The organism is Sulfuritalea sp., assembly GCF_017302275.1.
Lineage (GTDB): Bacteria > Pseudomonadota > Gammaproteobacteria > Burkholderiales > Rhodocyclaceae > Sulfuritalea.
This window is the reverse complement of sequence record NZ_JAFLDR010000002.1, coordinates 213146-230207: the sequence shown is the minus strand read 5'-3', so window position 1 is coordinate 230207 and position 17062 is coordinate 213146. Positions and strand designations below refer to the sequence as shown.

The window sequence follows — 17062 nt, the reverse complement described above, 5'->3', positions numbered from 1 at the left end:
AGACGCCCGTAGGCGGCCCGGTCGGTGGCGAGGAGGACGAGATCGGGCCCGTCGGCCAGGCGGAGGCTGGTGCCGATGATGAGGTGCAAGCTGCCTTCGGGCAGGGCGCGCCAGGCCGACCAGGCGCGCACGATGCCCGCCATGGAGCATTCGTCGGTGATCGCCAGGGCGCTGTAGCCGTGGGCGACGGCCTGGTCGACCAGCTCTTCCGGGTGGGAGGCGCCGGTGAGGAAGCTGAAGCACGACCGGGCGTAGAGCTCGGCGAAGGCGGGAGTCTGAGCGGCCTGCATGGGTTGACTGTATAAATAAACAGTCGTCGATGCAAGCCCTTTGGGCTGCTGCCGGATCGCTCGGCTTGGCTTAGCCCGAGGCGTCCAGATAGCTGGCGGGGAGGGTGGCTTCGGCGGTCACGAAGAGTAGCCGTTCCTCGAAGCGGACGTGATCGTGAAGGGCGACGCCGAACGGCTTGAGGCTGGCGGTGTCGCCGCTGGCGATGCGGCTGGCGAGATCCCGTAGCTGGCGATGCTCGGCGAGGGTCTGCTCGACGACGGCCGTCTCACCGGCGGCCACGAGGCGGGGCAGGAGGTCGGCCTCTTCGGCCTGGAAGTGGGGTTCGAGCTCGCGGGCGAAGACATCGGTGGTGCTGCGCATCTGGGCGGCGATGGCGTCGGCGCTGTCGGCTGCCGCGATGCGCTTGGCGAGCACCAGGGCGGCGTGGTGCTCGCGGGAGAGTTGCAGCAGGGCCGGGCGTCGTTTCATGGCCGGCCTGCGTGGTCGCGGTGCCGGCGGCGGTGGGCCAGGAGCGCCAGGGTGGCAAGGCCGGCGAGGCTGGCAAGATCCGGGGCGCCTCCGCCGCCACCGCCGCCGGACTTGGGTGCGGCATCCAGCACGCTGAGGGTGACGTCCTGGACGCCGGTACGGCCGGCGCTGTCGGTGATTGCGAGGCGCAGGAGGTAGTCGCCGGCAAGCGGTGCGGTGAAGGTGGTGCTGGGGGTGTCGGAGCCGAAGCTGCCGGTGGCCGGCCCGGCGAGCTGGCTCCAGTGCCAGCCGACCAGGCTCGCGCCCGCCGCGGCACTGCTGCTGCCCGAGCCCAGGCTGAGGGTTGTGTTCTTGACCGGCGAATCGGGCAGGCTGATGACCACGCCGGGATTGAGGGCGTTGCCGTCGATGGCGGCGGCGACGGCTGCGGCGGTGTTCAGCATGCCGGTGCCGCAGGTGGCGGTGGTGCAGTTGCATTGGCCGTCGGTGGTGACGGTGGGGCAGGCGGAGAGGCCGCTGTCGGTGGGGAACAGATTGGACGTCCGCTTGATGCGCTGGGCCAGTTCGGCTTCGCCGAGGGCCGGGTTGGCGGCCAGCATGAGTGCGGCGGTGCCCGAGACCAGCGGCACGGCAAAGCTGGTGCCGGTGGTGACGGCGTTGATCCCGGTGTAGCCGTTGGTGGTGGGGCTGGTGCTGCCGAAGTTGATGGTGTTGATGAAGGGGTACAGGCAGGGCTGGCCGACGCCCACGTTCACGCAGTTGCCGGCCGGGGCGCTGATGCCGACCTCGGGGCCGTAGCTGGAGTAGCCGACCTTGGTGCCGGCGTGGCGGATGCCGGCCACGGCAAGCACGCCGGCACAGTTGGCCGGTTCGTCCACGGCGCCGGTCTCGTTGCCCGCCGCGGCGACGATCAGCACGCCGGCCGCGCGGATCTCGGCGATGGCGTCGGCGTAGGCGGCGCTGCAGCTGCCGTTGCCGGCGAGGCTCAGGTTGATGACCTTGGCGGGGTTGGGATTGGCGGGCACGCCGGAAACCGAAAGGCCGGCGGCCCAGCGCATCCCGGCGATGATGTCCGAGTCGTAGCCGCCGCACTTGCCCAGGGCCCGCACCGGCAGGATGCGGGTGGCGCCGCCGATGCCGGCGATGCCGCGGCCGTTGTTGGTTTCGGCCCCGATGATGCCGGCCACCTGGGTGCCATGCCACGAGCTGGCATGGGTGCTGGCGGGGTTGCCGCACAGGGTGCGCAGGGCGGTGTTGGCCAGATCGGCCGACGAGAGGTAGTCGCCGGGATCGTTGGCGTCGGCGTCGCGGCCGGTGTCGCTGTCGCCCGAGAGCAGATCGCTGGCGATGAAGTCGTAGCCGGGCAGGAGCTTGGCGGCGAGGTCTTCGTGGTCGAAGCGCACGCCGGTATCCACCACGGCCACCACGACGCTGGCCGAGCCTGGGGTCAGGCTCCAGGCGTTCTGGGCGCCGGTGGCGGCGGGCTGGGTGCTGCTGGCGGCCTGCAGATACCACTGGTGGCTGAACAGCGGGTCGTTGGGTGTGGCGCGGATGGTCTTGATGCGGTCGGGCACCGCGTAGGCCACGTCGGATTCCTGGGCCAGCCGGGTGGCGAGGGCTTCCGAGGTGATGGGATGTCGCCATCGACGATGTACTGCTTGGCGCGGCGCACCGCGGCCTTGAATTCCTCTTCACCGAATTCGGATACGGCCGGAGCCGAGGGCACGCGCACGTCCTCGGGGATAGCCACCGGCGAGCGTAGCCGCCCGAGCAGTTCCTTGAGCCGCGCCTGCGCCTGTTTCCAGGCGCCGGGAAAGCCCGGCTCGGCATACACCACCAGACTCAGCTTGCCCGAGAGGTTGTCGACGATGGCGATTTCTTCCGAGAGCAGCAGCAGGATGTCGGGCACGCCTTCCAGGCCGGCGGCTTCCGGCTTGTGCGTCCGGGCCAGCTTGGGCTCGACGAAGCGCACCGTGTCGTAGCCGAAAACGCCCACCAGGCCGCCGCAGAAGCGCGGCAGGCCGGGCAGGTCGGGCACCTTGAAGCGGGCCATGAATTCCGAGATGAAACTCATCGGGTTGGTGTGGTCGCGGCGCTCGGCGACGCGGTTGCCGCTGAGCACCATGATCGCGCCGTCGACCACGGCGATGCGCGTGCCGGCGGCCAGGCCAATGAAGGAGTAGCGGCCGAAGCGCTCGCCGCCCTGCACCGATTCGAGCAGGTAGGAGTAGGGGCCGTTGGCCAGCTTGAGGTAGATCGACAGCGGCGTGTCGAGGTCGGCGAAGGTTTCGAGCGTCACCGGAATGCGGTTGTAGCCCTCCGCCGCAAGGCGGTTGAATTCGATTTCGGTCATGGGTAAAGCTCCGGAATAACGGTACTGCAACGACGGGCGCGGGCCGTGGGCCGGCGCGGGGAAGGATCAGCGGCGCGAAAGCGCGAAGGCGAGCCAGGGCCGCCAGGGCCAGGCCTCCGCCCCGAGGGCGTGTTTCCTTGTCGTATGCAGGTTGCGGTGGAGCATGGGGATCAAGCGGTCTTTCGAGAGTCGGTGCCGGCGATACGGCGATACGCCTCGGCCAGCGACGCGACTATAGCATCGCAGTCGATTCCCTGCACGTCCTCGCCCTCGTTGTAGCCGTAGGGGACGATGAACACCGGGCAGCCGGCGGCGCGCGCGGCGACGGCATCATGGTGGGAATCGCCGATGTGCAGGTTCTCGCCGGGCTGGGTGCCCATGCGCTGGCAGGCGTTCAGCAATTGCGCCGGATGCGGCTTCTTGTGCGCCAGGCTGTCGCCGGAGACGGCGAACTCGAACCAGGGCGCAAGGCCGGTGGCGACCAGCAGCGGTTCGGTGAAGGCCGCCGCCTTGTTGGTGATCACCGCCAGACGCAGGCCGGCATCGCGCATCGCCTGCAGGCCCTCGATCACGCCGGGGAAGATCGTCGAGCAACGTCCGTTCTCGATCGCGTAATGGTGGCGGAAGATGGCCTGGGCGGCTTCCACGCCGGCCTCCTCGAGATCGGGCAGGCAGCGGGCCACGAGCTTGGGGATGCCGCGGCCGACGAAGCTGGCGATGGTTTCCAGCGGGTATTCGGGCCGGCCAAGCTCGCGCATCATGGCGTTGGCGGCGGCGGCGAGGTCGGGAACGGTGTCGAGGAGGGTACCGTCGAGATCGACGGTGACGGAGCGTATCGGGTTCATGGGCGCGACGATAGCATGGTGCCGGCCGACCTTCGGCATGACCTGCCGATGGAGGCATAGCCCGGTTTTATGGGGCATGCGGACAGGGTTTCAGGCCGGCTTCAATCCCAGCATTTGGCGGGCCTCGGCCGCCGTTGCGACTTCGCGTCCGGCGCGACGCGCACAGGCCGCCAGCGCCTCGATCAGGGCGCCATTGCCGCCGGCCCGGCTGCCGTCGGGCAGGTAGAAGCTATCTTCCAGCCCGCTGCGCAGCATGCCGCCGAGTTCGGCCGTACGCTGGTGCAGGGGCCAGATTTCGGCGCGGCCGATCAGCGTGGTCTGCCAATGCGAGCCGGGGGCTATCCAGCGCAGCAGCAGTTGCAGCAGGTCGGCATCGGCCGGCATGCCGGATGCCACGCCCATGACGAAGTTGTATTCGGCGTGGTCCGCGAGTTGTGGTGACATGCCGGCCTTCTGGTACATCGCGACGGAACGCACGATGCCGACGTCGAAGCATTCGAACTCCGGCCGGGTGCCGGTCTCCTGCATCACGTCGAGGAAGGCCTGCACCTTCTCCACCGGATTGTCGAAGACCATCGGCGGCCAGGCCCAGCGTCCGTCGTCCTTCAGCTTCAGGTAGTTCAGCGTGCCGGCGTTGCAGGCGGCGACTTCGGGCTTCACGCGGCGGAGGCAGGCGGCGGGACCGGCGATGTCGGGGCCGATGACGCCGGTGGTGAGGTTGATGATGACGCCGGGGCAGGCGGCGCGGATGGCATCGACGATGGTTGCGGCGACTTCCGGGTCCCAGGATGGCAGGTGGCCCTTGCCCGGAACCTGCTGGCGCAGATGCACGTGCATGATGCTGGCGCCGGCGTCGTAGGCCTCGCGCGCCGAGGCCGCCATCTGTGCGGGCGTGACGGGCACCGGGTATTGCGCCGGGTCGGTCAGAACCCCGGTCAGGGCGCAGGTCAGAATGGCTTTGTCATGGGCAGGCATGGGGCTTCCTCGATGTCCAGTTCCATCAGTATCGCGCCGGCCTCCACCTGTGTGCCGGCCAGCACGCGCACCGCGGTCACGATTCCGGCGGCGCCGGCGGTGACGCGAATTTCCATTTTCATGGCCTCGATCACGGCCAGCGTCTGCCCGGCAAGCACCGTGTCACCGGCGCCGACTTCCAGGCGCGCGACGGTGCCGGCGACGCTGGCGCGGGCGATGGCAGGATCGTTGCGCTTTGCGGCGGACGGCAGCGGCGAGGCTTCGCGGAAGACGAAGACCGCCGCATCGCGCGCAAGGTGAAGCGTGTCGTCGTCGCGATGCAAGGTCGCGTGGCGGGTGATTCCGTCCTGGGTGTAGCGCAGGCGGCCATGGGCGTCGACCTGCCACTCGATCGCCGCAGCGCCAGCGCCGACTCTCATGTTCCGCGCCTCTCCGCCGCAACTCAGCGTCAAGTCGAATGCGGCGACGCTGCTTGGGCGCCAGCCCTTGGGTCCCGCGAACAGGGCCGCGGCCAGTCGCCAGTCGGCCTCCGTCGGATGGGGTCGTTGCAGGATGGGTTCGTCGCCGGAAGACCACTCGTCGAGCAGCGCCGTGTGCATCGTCGCGCTGCGAAAGCGTTCGTGATCGAGCAGGTCGCGCAGGAAGCGGCCGTTGTTCGCCACGCCCAGCAGCGGTGCATCTTCGAGTGCCGCGATCAGGCGCCGGATGGCGTCGTCGCGGTTGCGGCCATGGGCGATCACCTTTGCCAGCATCGGGTCGTACCAAGGCGCCACCCTGCCGCCTTCGACGATGCCGGCGTCGATGCGCACCCCCGGCCGCAGCGCGTCCGCGGGGCGGAAGTGCAGCACGGCGCCGGTCTGCGGCGCAAAGCCGGCGTAGGGGTCTTCGGCATAGAGGCGTGCCTCGATGGCATGGCCGCTGAACACGATTTCGTCCTGCGCCAGCGGCAGGGCTTCGCCGGCGGCGACGCGCAACTGCCATTCGACGAGGTCCAGCCCCGTGAGCATTTCGGTCACCGGATGCTCGACCTGCAGCCGCGTATTCATTTCCAGGAAGTAATGCCTGAGTTGGGCATCGACGATGAACTCCACCGTGCCGGCGCCGCGATAGCCCACCGCAAGGGCCGCGGCCACGGCATCGCGCCCCATGGCCTCGCGCAAGGCCGGCGTGACGATGGGCGAGGGCGCTTCCTCGATCAGCTTCTGCCGCCGGCGCTGGGCGGTGCAGTCGCGCTCGCCGAGGTGCACGGCGTGGCCGTGGGCATCGGCGAAGACCTGGATTTCGATGTGGCGGCCAGCTTCGACCAATCGCTCCAGCATCAGTGTCGCATCGCCGAAGGCGGCTTGTGACTCGCGCCGCGCGCCGGCGAGCGCCTCGGGCAGTTCCGCCGCTGAAGTGGCCAGCCGCATGCCGCGTCCGCCGCCGCCGGCGACCGCCTTGACCAGCAGCGGGAAGCCCAGTGCTTCGGCTTCGGCCATCAGCCTTTCGTCGCCCTGCTCGTCGCCGAGATAGCCGGGCACGGTCGGCACCCCGGCGGCGATCATGCGCCGCTTGGCGCCGGCCTTGTCGCCCATGGCGGCGATTGCCTCGGCGGGCGGGCCGATGAAGGTCAGCCCTGCATCGGCGCAGGCCTGGGCAAAGGTAGCGTTCTCGCTGAGGAAGCCGTAGCCGGGATGCACGGCATCGGCACCCGTGCGCCGGGCGGCATCGAGGATGGCGGCGACGTTGAGGTAGGACTCGGCGGCGGGCGCGGCGCCGATGCGTACCGCCTCGTCGGCCATCGCTACATGCGGCGCTTCGGCGTCGGCGTCCGAATACACGGCGACGCACCGATAGCCCAGCGTGCGCGCCGTGCGCATGACGCGGCAGGCAATTTCTCCCCTGTTGGCGACAAGGATCTTGCTGAATTTCATGGACGCGGCAGCGTGCCTTCCAGCTTGCAGATGATGCCCAGCATCACCTCGTCGGCGCCGCCGCCGATCGACACCAGGCGGCCGTCGCGCCAGGCGCGCGAGACGGGATTGTCCCAGGTGTAGCCCATGCCGCCCCAGTACTGCAGGCAGGCATCCGCCACCTCGCGGTCGAGCCGTCCGCATTTCAGCTTGGCCATCGAGGCCAGGCGCGTCACATCCTTGCCGCCGATGTATTCCTCGACCGCGCGCCAGGTCAGGGCGCGCAGGGCCTCGACCTCGGTGCGCAGTTCGGCCAGGCGGAAATGCACGACCTGGTTGTCGAGGATGGATTTGCCGAAGGCCTGGCGCTCGCGGGTGTAGGCGATGGTCTGGTCGATCATGTTGTCCATCATGCGCAGGCTGCTCGCCGCGCCCCACAGCCGCTCCTCCTGGAACTGCAGCATCTGGTAGGTGAAGCCCATGCCTTCCTGGCCGATGACATTGCGCTGCGGCACGCGCACCTCGTCGAAAAAGATCTGCGCCGTGTCGGACGCGTCCATGCCGATCTTGATGATCTTCTGCCGGCTGATGCCGGGCGAGTCCATCGGCACCATGATCAGCGACTTGTTGCGGTGGGGGCCGCCCTCGGCCGAGGTATTGGCCAGCAGGCAGCACCAGTCGGCCTGCATGCCGTTGGTGATCCACATCTTGCTGCCGTTGATCACCCAGTCGCCGCCGTCCTTCTTCGCCGTGGTCTTCACCGCGGCGACGTCGGAGCCGCCGCCGGGTTCGGAGACGCCGATGCAGCCGACCCTGTCGCCGGCGATGGCCGGGACGAGGAACTCGCGTTTCAGTTCGTCGGTGCCGAATCGGGCCAGCGCCGGGGTGCACATGTCGGTCTGCACGCCGATGGCCATGGGCACGCCGCCGCAGGCGCATTCGCCGAGCGCCTCGGCCATCACCATCGAATAGGAAAAGTCCAGCCCCTGGCCGCCGTAGGCCGGGTCGTACTTGAGCCCGAGCAGGCCGAGCTGGCCGAGCTTCCTGAACACCTCGTGAGACGGGAACTGTTCGGCGGCCTCCCACTCGGCGACATGCGGATTGAGCTCTTCGCGCACGAAGCGCAGTACGGTGTCGGCAAGCTGGCGGTGTTCGCTGGTGAGTTGCATGGAGGCTCCTTACATTCTGGCGACGCCAAAGGTATTGGGTCGCAGGGTTCGCGCTTCGCCTTCGGCGCAGACGTCGAGGCAAAGGCCGAGGATGCGGCGCGTGTCGCGCGGGTCGATGATGCCGTCGTCCCACAGCCGGGCGGTGGCGAACAGCGCCGTGGATTCGGATTCGAGGCGGCGGCGCAGGCCTTCGCTCATGGCCGCCAGCGCGGCTTCATTGACCGGCTGACCGGCGCGTTCCAGTTTGCCGCGACCGACGATTTCCATGACCTTGGCGGCCTGCGCGGCACCCATCACGGCGGTGCGCGCCGAGGGCCAGGCGAAGATGAAGCGCGGGTCGAAGCCGCGGCCGCACATGCCGTAGTTGCCGGCGCCGAACGACCCGCCGAGCACCACGGTGAGCTTGGGCACGCGGGCGTTGGCCACGGCCTGGATCATCTTCGAGCCGTGCTTGATGGCGCCGGCGCGTTCCGCCGCCGCACCGACCATGTAGCCCGTGGTGTTCTGCAGGAAGAGCAGCGGCGTCGCGCTCTGGTCGCAGAGCTGGATGAACTGCGCGGCCTTGGTCGAGCCATCGGGCTGGATAGGCCTGTTGTTGCCGAGAATGCCAACGGCGTGGCCGTGCAGCCGCGCGTGGCCGCAGACCGTGTCGGGCGCGCAGCCGGCCTTGAATTCGAGGAAGTCGGAAGCATCGACCAGGCGGGCGATGACTTCGCGCACGTCATAGGGTTCGCGGTCGTCGGCAGGGACGAGGCCGAGGAGTTCCTCTGTTGCGTATCGAGGCGCTATGAAAGTCGGCGCTGGCGGTACGCCGTTCCAGTTCAGTTTGTCCATCACCTCGCGCGCCGTGGCGATGGCGTGGGCGTCGTTCTCGCAGAGGTACTCACCCAGGCCGGTCACCGTGGCGTGGGTCTCGGCGCCGCCCAGGGTTTCTTCGTCGCTGTCCTCGCCGATCGCGGCCTTGACCAGCGGCGGGCCGGCGAGATAAATGCTCGAGCGCCCGCGCACCAGGATCACGTAGTCCGATAGCCCCGGCAGGTAGGCGCCGCCGGCGGTGGAGGCGCCATGCACCACGGCGATCTGCGGGATGCCGGCCGCCGAAAGCCGGGCCTGATTGGCGAAGCTGCGCCCGCCCTCGATGAAGATTTCGGCCTGGTAGATCAGGTTGGCGCCGCCGCTTTCAACGAGATAGATCAGCGGCAGCTTGTTCTCCCGTGCCAGCTCTTGCGCGCGCAGGCTCTTCTTCAGGCCCATCGGCGGGATCGTGCCGCCCTTGATCGCGCTGTCGCTGGCCAGCACCACGCAGCGCTTGCCGGCGACGGTGCCGATGCCGATGATGGAGCCGCCGCCGAGCACGGCATCCTTGCCGTCGTCGTCGTGCATGCCCAGCCCGGCGAGCGTGCAGAACTCGATGAAGTCGCTGCCGCGGTCGATCAGGCGCGCCACGCGCTCGCGGGGCAACAGTTGGCCGCGCTTCTCGAACTTGTCGCGCTTGGAGGCGGATTCCTCGCGCACCCTGGCTTCCAGCGCGCGCACCTCGGCCAGGCGCTCGGCCATGCGCGCGGCGTTGGCGGCGAAAGCGGGCGACGCAGCGTCGATCAGGGACGCGATGACCGGCATCAGTCCTCCTTCAGCACGTCGGGCGTGACGCCGCGATGGAAGCCGTCGAAGGGTGCGGAGCGGCTGTGGTCGGCAATCGGGAACAGCGGCGTGTCAAGCGGCGCGCCGCCGTCGATGGCCAGCGTGACGCCGGTGATGAAGGCCGCGCCGGGCGAGAGCAGGAAGCAGATCGTCGCGCTGACTTCGGATTCGGTGCCGAGGCGGCGCAGCGGCACATGGCGCTTGAGCCTGGGGATCATCTCGCGCACCGGGCCCTTGTAGGTGTCCATGCCGCTGGAGGCGATCCAGCCCGGGGCGACGGCATTCACGCGCACGCCGCTGGCCGCCCATTCGACGGCCGCCGTTTTGGTCAGGTTGGCCATGCCGGCGCGCGCGGCCCCGGAGTGGCCCATGCCGGGCATGCCGTTCCACATGTCGGCCGTCATGTTCACGATGGCGCCGCCGTGGGCCTGCATCGATTGCAGGTAGAGCTCGCGCATCATCAGGAAGCCGCCGGTCAGGTTGCTGGCCAGCACCGTCTCGAAACCCTTTTTGCCGATGGCCATCAGCGGCGCCGGAAACTGGCCGCCGGCATTGTTCACCAGGCCGTGGATGCGTCCGTGCCGGGCGACCGCGGCATGGACCGCGCTGTTGACGGCTTCCTCGACGCGGATGTCGAAGGCGGAAACCTCGGCGCGGCCGCCGTCCTCGGCGATTTCGGCGGCGACCCTGTGCAGCTTCTCTTCGGTGCGCCCGGTGAGGATCACCGTGGCGCCCAGCGCCGCCAGTTCGTGGGCGACGCAGCGGCCGATGCCGCTGCCGCCACCGGTAACCCAGTGCACCTCGCCGGCGAACAGGCCGGGGCGCAGCACGCTGGCGTAGCGCGAGAAGGGGATTTCTTCGTCGGGCGGGGAACTGCTCATGCACGAGTCTCCTGGTCTGGCCGGTGTTGATGTCGGCCATCCTAGCCACAGGTGCCGTTAACGTCAACAGGCGTCAGTAAGCGGCATGATCATCTTGCATGCGACATGTCTGCTTGCTAGGATGGCGCCATGACCGCCGCCCGCCGCCAGCTTCCACCCGCGCCCGATGACACGCTTTACGGCATCACCGAGCTTGCGCGCGAGCACGGCATTTCGCTGCGCGCGATCCGTTTCTACGAAGACAAGGGTCTGCTGGCTCCGCGCCGCATCAACGGCGGCCGCGCGTATACGCGGCGCGACAAGGTGCGATTGGGTTTGATCCTGCGCGGCAAGGCGGTGGGCATGTCGCTGGCCGAGATCGAGCACATTCTTTCGCTCTACGGCGAGCACGGCGAAGGCCATGCCCGCCAGCTCGACTACCTGGTGTCGCGCATCGATGCGACGATCGCGGAGTTGAGCGCGCGCAAGCGCCACCTCGAAGACATGATTTCCGAACTGGCCGCGGCACGCGCGCAGTTCAAGCGCACGCGGGCGGCGGAACGCCGCGCCGGCAAGGCCTGATCAGGCCTTGGCCAGTTCGGCGCGTAGTGCCGCGATCACCGTGTCGTAGCGATTGGGGTCGGAATCCCTGGCCGCGCCGAACACGGCCGAGCCGGCAACAAAGGTGTCTACGCCGGCCATCGCCACTTCACGGATGTTGGCCGGGCCGACGCCGCCGTCGATCTCCAGGCTGACATCCAGCCCGCGGGCATCGATCATCTGGCGCACCTTGCGTGCCTTGTCGAGCACGTAGGGGATGAACTTCTGCCCGCCGAAGCCCGGGTTCACGCTCATCAGCAGCACCATGTCGAGCTTGTCCAGCGTGTACTCGAGCACGTCCAGAGGCGTGGCCGGGTTGAACACCAGGCCGGGCTTGCAGCCGCATTCGCGGATCAGGGCGATGGTGCGGTCGATGTGTTCCGAGGCTTCCGGGTGGAAGGTGATGTAAGTGGCGCCGGCCTTGGCGAAGTCGGGGATTATGCGATCCACCGGCTTGACCATCAGGTGCACGTCGATCGGCGCGGTGACGCCGTGCTTCTTCAAGGCCTCGCAGACCAGCGGGCCGATGGTCAGGTTGGGCACGTAATGGTTGTCCATGACATCGAAATGCACGATGTCGGCGCCGGCGCGCAGGACATTGTCGACCTCTTCGCCCAGCCGGGCGAAGTTGGCGGAAAGAATGCTGGGGGCGATCCTGAAATTCCTGGCCACGGCGAACTCCCTGAAAAGTATGCGGCGATTCTACCGGCGCCGGCGCGGGTGGGATTCAGGATTTGTGATGGTTGGCATAAGCGCTGGCCGCAAGCCGTCGAAAAATCGCCGTGTAGCTAGCACCGACTCCGGTTTTGCTCAGGGCAGGCGGCCCGCGGCGACCATGCGGTTCAAAAGGGTGCCCTTCGACAGCCAGACTATCTGGTCGTCGAAATTTGTACCCTGTTGGGCATTGACGAAGGCGCGGTCGGCGGCGGTGATCGATCGCGGATTCGGGTTGTGGGTTTCGTCGGCGCCAGCGCCGCCGGTTCCGGCATTCTTGCCCAGCGAATAGATGACGGCGACGGCATCCTGTGCCAGGCGCGCCGACGGATGGCAGTACATGGTGGTCGTATCGGGCGCGGTGATGACCGGCGGGATGCGGACTTGAGCGCCACTGTTGCAGATTTCCAGGTCAGGAAGCAGTGCCGTGATGCCGGTGGTCTTCATGCCCGATACGGTGGTCAGGGCATTGGTGTTGGCGGTACTCACTGCGTAGCGCACCCGGTTGTCGATGTCGCTGCCCCAGCCATCGACCAGGTAGCCGCTGCCGTCGACAGGCGCCATGCCGACCGTGGCCGCGGGAAAGAAGCCATCATGGGGATTAGTGCAAACGCCGCCACCCACTGGACTTTCTACGCCGTTGCTTGCCGCGGATGCCGGACAGGGCAGGCGGTCGTTGGCCATGGCGAAACCCTGCAAGGCATCCCGCGCGTCGCTCAGGAGTTTCTGTGTGTCGCCGTAGGAGCGAACATCCTGCTGGGCCGACAGTGGCAGCAGCATGCCGCCCAGCAGCAGGGCGACGATGAACATCACGATGGCGAGTTCGACCAGTGTGAAACCACGCTGGGCAAGAGTCGGCGCCCCACAGGGACTTCCTTCGGTCGCTGGCGCTACGGTATCGTTCATGGCAGCCATGTGGTGGCCCGGTTGGTGACTTCGATCAATTGGCCACGGGCGGTGAGATTGTTGGTGGTTGGGCGTTCCGCGGTGGTGAAGCCGAGGCGAAGATTGCGGAATGATGGTCGGTAGCACCTGTTCTCGGGGAGAGGGCTGCAGCGTTGTCCGGTCGGGCAGGCTTGCCCGCTTGACGCACATTCTTCCATCCGTTCATCGTAAATCGTTGCCGAGTGCGAGACAAGGGGCTTGAATGTCGCATCTAGCACGCTCATGGGCCGCGTTGTGTTGGCCAGCGCGATCTGTCGCGGGGTCAGTGCCTTGGGGGCGGCGACGGCCGGCTCCATGCTGCCGGGCTGGGCCGACAACTCAAGGCCGAAACGGTAGGTGTCGTTGTCGATGCGGGTGATGACGTGGGTACCGTTGAACTCCGTCGGTACCGCGCCGGCAATGACCACCGTGGCGCCGTCGGAGAGGCCGTGGTTGGCCGAATACACCGTGGCCTGGTCCGTGGTGCCATCGACGTTGAGCCAGGTGATGGATGATATGTAGGGTCCGGGGTTCGGGGTACCGGCGGACAGCGTTGCCGTGAATCGGTCTGCGTCGATCTTGGTGATCACGAACTCGCCGTTGTAGCCGGCGGGCACGGCGTCCCGGATTACGACGTAGGTCGGGTTCGCCGCAGTTCCTGTTTCCAATCCATGGCCCGCCGCCGTGACCGTCAGGGTCGGCGCCGAGCCGGGGTTGTAGCTCATCGCTGAAATGCGCTTGGCGGAATGCGGCTCGATCCAGAACTGCACCTGCACTGCCGTGGTGCCGTCCTTGGCATCGACCGGCTCGGCGAAGCTGCGGGTCACTTCGACGCGGGCGTGGAATTCGCGTTGCGAGACGTCGGTGACGCCCATGCGGTCGAGTGGCGCGATGCCGGGGATGACGGCCGGGTTGGTGACATAGGGAAGCACCGGCGCCGGGTTGCGCGGGCCCGGGCGCGGCGACGGGTCGGTGGGCATCGGCGTGTCCGGCGTAAAGCTTGAGAAGTCGTCGGCCTGGTCATGGACGTTGTCGTCCTGCGTCGGTTGGGTCAGCGCCGCACCATAGCCCCAATAAACGATGGCGATATGGCTGCTGTTATCGTTGCTCTGACCACCGCAACTGCTCGTGTAGCAGGGATCATTCCGGCCGTTGCGCAGGGTGTCGCCACCCTCGTCGAAGTCGCAGGCCGGTCGTCCCGCGGCATTTATGTAGGGCGAGTTGCACTGCCGCGCCGTGTCGAATTCGATGGCGAGTTTCGGCGCCTGGATGTAGGGCGTGGCCGCATTGCCGTTGTCGCCCGAGTAGCCGAGGTGCTGCCGCGCGGCGCCGCAGACGTTGGTGCCGTTGCGGTCGCCGTCGATCAGGGCAAAGGTGAAGCCCTCGCCGACGCGCCGGATGCGGAAACGGAAGAAGCTGCGCAGGCCCGAACCGGCGGCCTGTATCTCGGGCGTCCAGGCACAAGCGTAAAGCGCGGAGGCGACGGCGCCGTAGCTGGACTCGTCGCCCGCGCTGCCCAGGGTCAGCACACCCGTGCCGGGGGCATAGCTTGCCAGGGCGATGCTGCCCGCATCGGTCGCCACGGCCGGTGCGACGACCGTCAGGCTGGCTCCGGACGGGATGCAACGCACGATGTCCTGGCCGGCGGTTTGCGTCGCCGATGCGATCGCGCTTACCTGGGAAAACTGGCTGGGCCCGGCAAAGGCCAGGGCACCTGTAGTGATGAATCCCGCGAGGTTGTTGCCTTCCAGGTAGTTGGCCGGCGTACTCCTTTCGGTAGCCGTGCTGCGGGACTGTCCGCTGTCGCGCTGGCTGGCTAAAAGCAGCACGCCCGGACAGGACGCAGTCGTGTCGTCGCCCGCGGCCGGTGTGTTCTTGGTATCCGTCACGTTAAAGGGCGACACGGTTTGCACCGCGACGAAGATCTGGTCCGAGTAATGGCTGAAATAGCCGCGCGGATTCTGCGTGCTGTCGTAGCAGGTGCTGGCCGGAATGCGACCGACGGTCTTGTCGGTCGGCGGCGTGAAGCCGGTCAGGGGAATGGGCGTGAGGCTGCCACTCGCCGCGATCTGGTCGCGCAGGCAGGTCGTCATGCGATCGAGCATGGCATTGATGTCGGTGCGGAAACTCGACGACTTGCGCAGCGCGCCGAACAGGTCATCGCTGGTTACGGCGAGGCCCTGGTCGTTGGCGACGGTGGTGCAATTTGCGCTGCGCTGGCATTTGCCGTGCAAGACGTTGGCGGCGTCCTTTTCGATGCTGCCCTGGATCGCCACCGCCATCGGAGTGACGCTGGCATCGACGCTGCGGTTGCCGGGGAAATAGACACTGGCGCCGCCCTGCACGGCGGCGATCGATGGGTCGAGGTAGTTGGCCGGATTGTAGTTGCCGCCGCACTGCGACACGATGTCACCGGGAACCGCGGACGCGCTGCGGTCCTGTCCCGTCAGCGGCGGGCCGGGCGCGAAGATGATCGCCACCGGGCGATCGTGCGGGCGGGTGGCGAGCGCGCTGGCGAGGTCGGACGAGGTGCCGCCGGCGACGACGACGTCTATCTGGCCGAGCGTGTCCCAGTTCATCGTGCCGGCATTGGCCAGGCTGCGGTGGCCACCGGACACGATATACCAAAGGCATTCACCGTTGCCGTCGCGCAAGGGTTCCGTGCCCAGCGTGCGCCACGGAAAGCGACCGATGTAGGTATGGCCGGTGGTGAGCCCCGCGGGGTTCAGCTTGGCGCAGCCTTCGCCGGGGCAGGGGGAATTCACGAGGGCGCTGTTCTGGTTCTGCGCTTCGCCGAGGTCCGGCATCGGCAGGTAGCCGTAGACGCTGTCGGTGCCGGTGCCAGCCTGGTATTCGCGGTACTGCAGCGCATAGCCGAGCAGGGCATCGCGCGCCAGCGTGAGGGCCTTGTCGGTTTTCTGCTGGGTGTTCGCGCGCAGGATTTCCGGCGACAGGTTGCTGATGAAGAAGTAGAGGCCGCCGATCGTCAGCAGTGCGATCAGCGTGATCAGCACGAATCCTCGACCGGACCGTGGCGCGGCACGCCAGTTGCGGCGACGACGGTGGGTCACGGCGCTACCTGCCGACTTCGAGGGGGGTGTCCAGCTCGGAGGCCGATTCCGGCGCGGCACGCATGCCGGAATCGGCATTCGGAACCTGGGGTCTGGGCGGGAATGGCCGATGGCTACCGGTGATCACGATGCCTTGGGCTCAGCGCGCGGTGTCGCGGTTGCCGGGCGTTACCACCACACCGCCACCGAGGCGGGTATTGCGTTCTCCGGTGGCCCGGTTCAAGGCTTCGCCAACCTTTAGCCTGGCGGGCGCTTCCTCGCCTGGCGCCAGCAGGGCGCTGCCTGGTGTCTTCGCCGAAACGGCCGCACTGACGCCGGTGCGTCCGCCGTCGTTTTCGTTCTGCGCCTGGCGGTTGATCCAGACGGTGGATTTTCCGCTGGAGCGTTGGACGACGCCGTCCAGGCTCATTGTGGTGCCCTGCAGCGTCTGCGCCTCCCGGACGTTGTGGGTACGCTGGCGTTCCAGCGCGAGGCGCCGTTCCGGGGTGAAGAACAGGCGGCCCAGTTCGGGCGTCTCGGCGGCGCCGGCGGGTGCGAGCAGGGTCAGGCAGGCCAGGCCCGGCACGATGCGCGATGCGATGTTCATTTGGCGTCCTTCAGCGTAATCCATTCGAGCGTGCATTCGGCCTTGACTTGGGCGCTGTTGCTGCGTTCGGTCGCGCTCGGCGGAAGCCGCTGCATGTTGCAGGACCGGATCTGGATCAATGCTTGCACCGAACTGCGGATATCCTCGATGAGGCCAATCAGCTCGGCCTCATGCAGCAATTCGGCCTGCAGGCGCATCTGGCTGGACATGAACAGAAGGCCGCCCGCGGCCGCTCCGCCCGGGAGTATTGCACTCTCCACCGGGCGTTGCGGCGTGAATTCATAGTCCAGGCTGAAGACGCGACGCGCCACCTTGATCCGGGCGATGGCTTCGATCCAGTCCAGACGCTTTTCCGGTCCGATATAGCCACTCGACTGGAGTTTCTGGTAGCGGTCGATCTTGTCGCGCAGTTCGGCCTGTTCGTCACGAGCCCGTGCCAGTTTGGTCTGGATGTCGCCACGCGCGGCCGTGGCCTCCTTGAGCGCCCTGTCGCTGCTCTTTTTCATCTGCAGCGCGGTCCATACGGAACCGCCACCAACCGCGCCCATGAGAATGAGGAATGAGATTGCCCATTGCAGGCGTCTGAAATCCTTGGCTTCCAGTTTCATGGCGTGTCCTGCGCTTCCTTGCCCGTCTTTCCCTCGACACGCTGGCAAGCCGGAAATGGGTTGGC

The 17062-nt window shown here is 67.6% G+C and carries 16 protein-coding genes; 1 reads left to right on the top strand and 15 read right to left on the bottom strand.

Features of this window, described 5'->3' with window-relative positions; genetic code table 11:
- From J0M27_RS02110 to J0M27_RS02065, 10 genes are all read right to left on the bottom strand, one after another.
- Positions 1 to 290 (bottom strand): PHP domain-containing protein (locus J0M27_RS02110; protein WP_294986956.1); only part of this gene is annotated, 290 nt, incomplete at its 3' end.
- Positions 291 to 360: 70 nt separating this feature from the next.
- Positions 361 to 759 carry a hemerythrin domain-containing protein gene (locus tag J0M27_RS02105; RefSeq protein WP_294986954.1) on the bottom strand — a complete coding sequence of 133 codons (399 nt, stop codon included), beginning with the start codon at positions 757 to 759 and terminating at the stop codon, positions 361 to 363.
- The gene (locus J0M27_RS02100; RefSeq protein ID WP_294986977.1) at positions 756 to 2183 is read right to left on the bottom strand and encodes a S8 family serine peptidase; all 1428 of its coding nucleotides are present in this window, start codon (positions 2181 to 2183) and stop codon (positions 756 to 758) included. The genes J0M27_RS02105 and J0M27_RS02100 overlap by 4 nt, the downstream gene beginning before the upstream one ends.
- A gap of 23 nt (positions 2184 to 2206) precedes the next feature.
- Positions 2207 to 3112 carry a hypothetical protein gene (locus tag J0M27_RS02095; protein ID WP_294986953.1) on the bottom strand — a complete coding sequence of 302 codons (906 nt, stop codon included), beginning with the start codon at positions 3110 to 3112 and terminating at the stop codon, positions 2207 to 2209.
- Between the two features lie 170 nt (positions 3113 to 3282).
- Complete coding sequence (locus J0M27_RS02090; RefSeq protein WP_294986951.1) at positions 3283 to 3957, bottom strand: phosphoglycolate phosphatase; 675 nt, start codon at positions 3955 to 3957, stop codon at positions 3283 to 3285.
- A gap of 90 nt (positions 3958 to 4047) precedes the next feature.
- Complete coding sequence (locus J0M27_RS02085; protein ID WP_294986950.1) at positions 4048 to 4932, bottom strand: 3-keto-5-aminohexanoate cleavage protein; 885 nt, start codon at positions 4930 to 4932, stop codon at positions 4048 to 4050.
- Complete coding sequence (locus J0M27_RS02080; protein WP_294986948.1) at positions 4905 to 6845, bottom strand: biotin carboxylase N-terminal domain-containing protein; 1941 nt, start codon at positions 6843 to 6845, stop codon at positions 4905 to 4907. Before J0M27_RS02080 ends, J0M27_RS02085 begins: the two co-directional genes overlap by 28 nt.
- Positions 6842 to 7993, bottom strand: coding sequence for an acyl-CoA dehydrogenase family protein (locus tag J0M27_RS02075; RefSeq protein ID WP_294986946.1), 1152 nt, complete (start codon positions 7991 to 7993; stop codon positions 6842 to 6844). The genes J0M27_RS02080 and J0M27_RS02075 overlap by 4 nt, the downstream gene beginning before the upstream one ends.
- 9 nt (positions 7994 to 8002) lie before the next feature.
- Positions 8003 to 9613, bottom strand: coding sequence for an acyl-CoA carboxylase subunit beta (locus J0M27_RS02070; RefSeq protein WP_294986944.1), 1611 nt, complete (start codon positions 9611 to 9613; stop codon positions 8003 to 8005).
- A complete protein-coding gene (locus J0M27_RS02065) occupies positions 9613 to 10515 on the bottom strand; it encodes an SDR family oxidoreductase (RefSeq protein ID WP_294986943.1) in 903 nt (300 codons plus the stop codon). Before J0M27_RS02065 ends, J0M27_RS02070 begins: the two co-directional genes overlap by 1 nt.
- Before the next feature lie 129 nt (positions 10516 to 10644).
- Here J0M27_RS02065 and J0M27_RS02060 point away from each other — a divergent pair, with 129 nt between their 5' ends.
- Entirely contained in the window at positions 10645 to 11076 is a 432-nt protein-coding gene (locus J0M27_RS02060; protein WP_294986941.1) for a MerR family DNA-binding transcriptional regulator, read from the top strand.
- Here J0M27_RS02060 and rpe read toward each other — a convergent pair whose 3' ends face one another.
- The 5 genes from rpe to J0M27_RS02035 all read right to left on the bottom strand — a co-directional run bounded on the left by rpe (position 11077) and on the right by J0M27_RS02035 (position 16997).
- Positions 11077 to 11766, bottom strand: coding sequence for a ribulose-phosphate 3-epimerase (rpe, locus tag J0M27_RS02055; RefSeq protein WP_294986939.1), 690 nt, complete (start codon positions 11764 to 11766; stop codon positions 11077 to 11079).
- Positions 11767 to 11904: 138 nt separating this feature from the next.
- The gene (locus tag J0M27_RS02050; protein WP_294986936.1) at positions 11905 to 12723 is read right to left on the bottom strand and encodes a prepilin-type N-terminal cleavage/methylation domain-containing protein; all 819 of its coding nucleotides are present in this window, start codon (positions 12721 to 12723) and stop codon (positions 11905 to 11907) included.
- On the bottom strand, positions 12711 to 15803 hold the full coding sequence (locus J0M27_RS02045) for a hypothetical protein (RefSeq protein ID WP_294986934.1): 3093 nt from the start codon (positions 15801 to 15803) through the stop codon (positions 12711 to 12713). Before J0M27_RS02045 ends, J0M27_RS02050 begins: the two co-directional genes overlap by 13 nt.
- A gap of 139 nt (positions 15804 to 15942) precedes the next feature.
- Entirely contained in the window at positions 15943 to 16389 is a 447-nt protein-coding gene (locus J0M27_RS02040; protein WP_294986932.1) for a hypothetical protein, read from the bottom strand.
- Complete coding sequence (locus tag J0M27_RS02035) at positions 16386 to 16997, bottom strand: hypothetical protein (RefSeq protein ID WP_294986931.1); 612 nt, start codon at positions 16995 to 16997, stop codon at positions 16386 to 16388. The genes J0M27_RS02040 and J0M27_RS02035 overlap by 4 nt, the downstream gene beginning before the upstream one ends.
- Positions 16998 to 17062 lie beyond the last annotated feature (65 nt).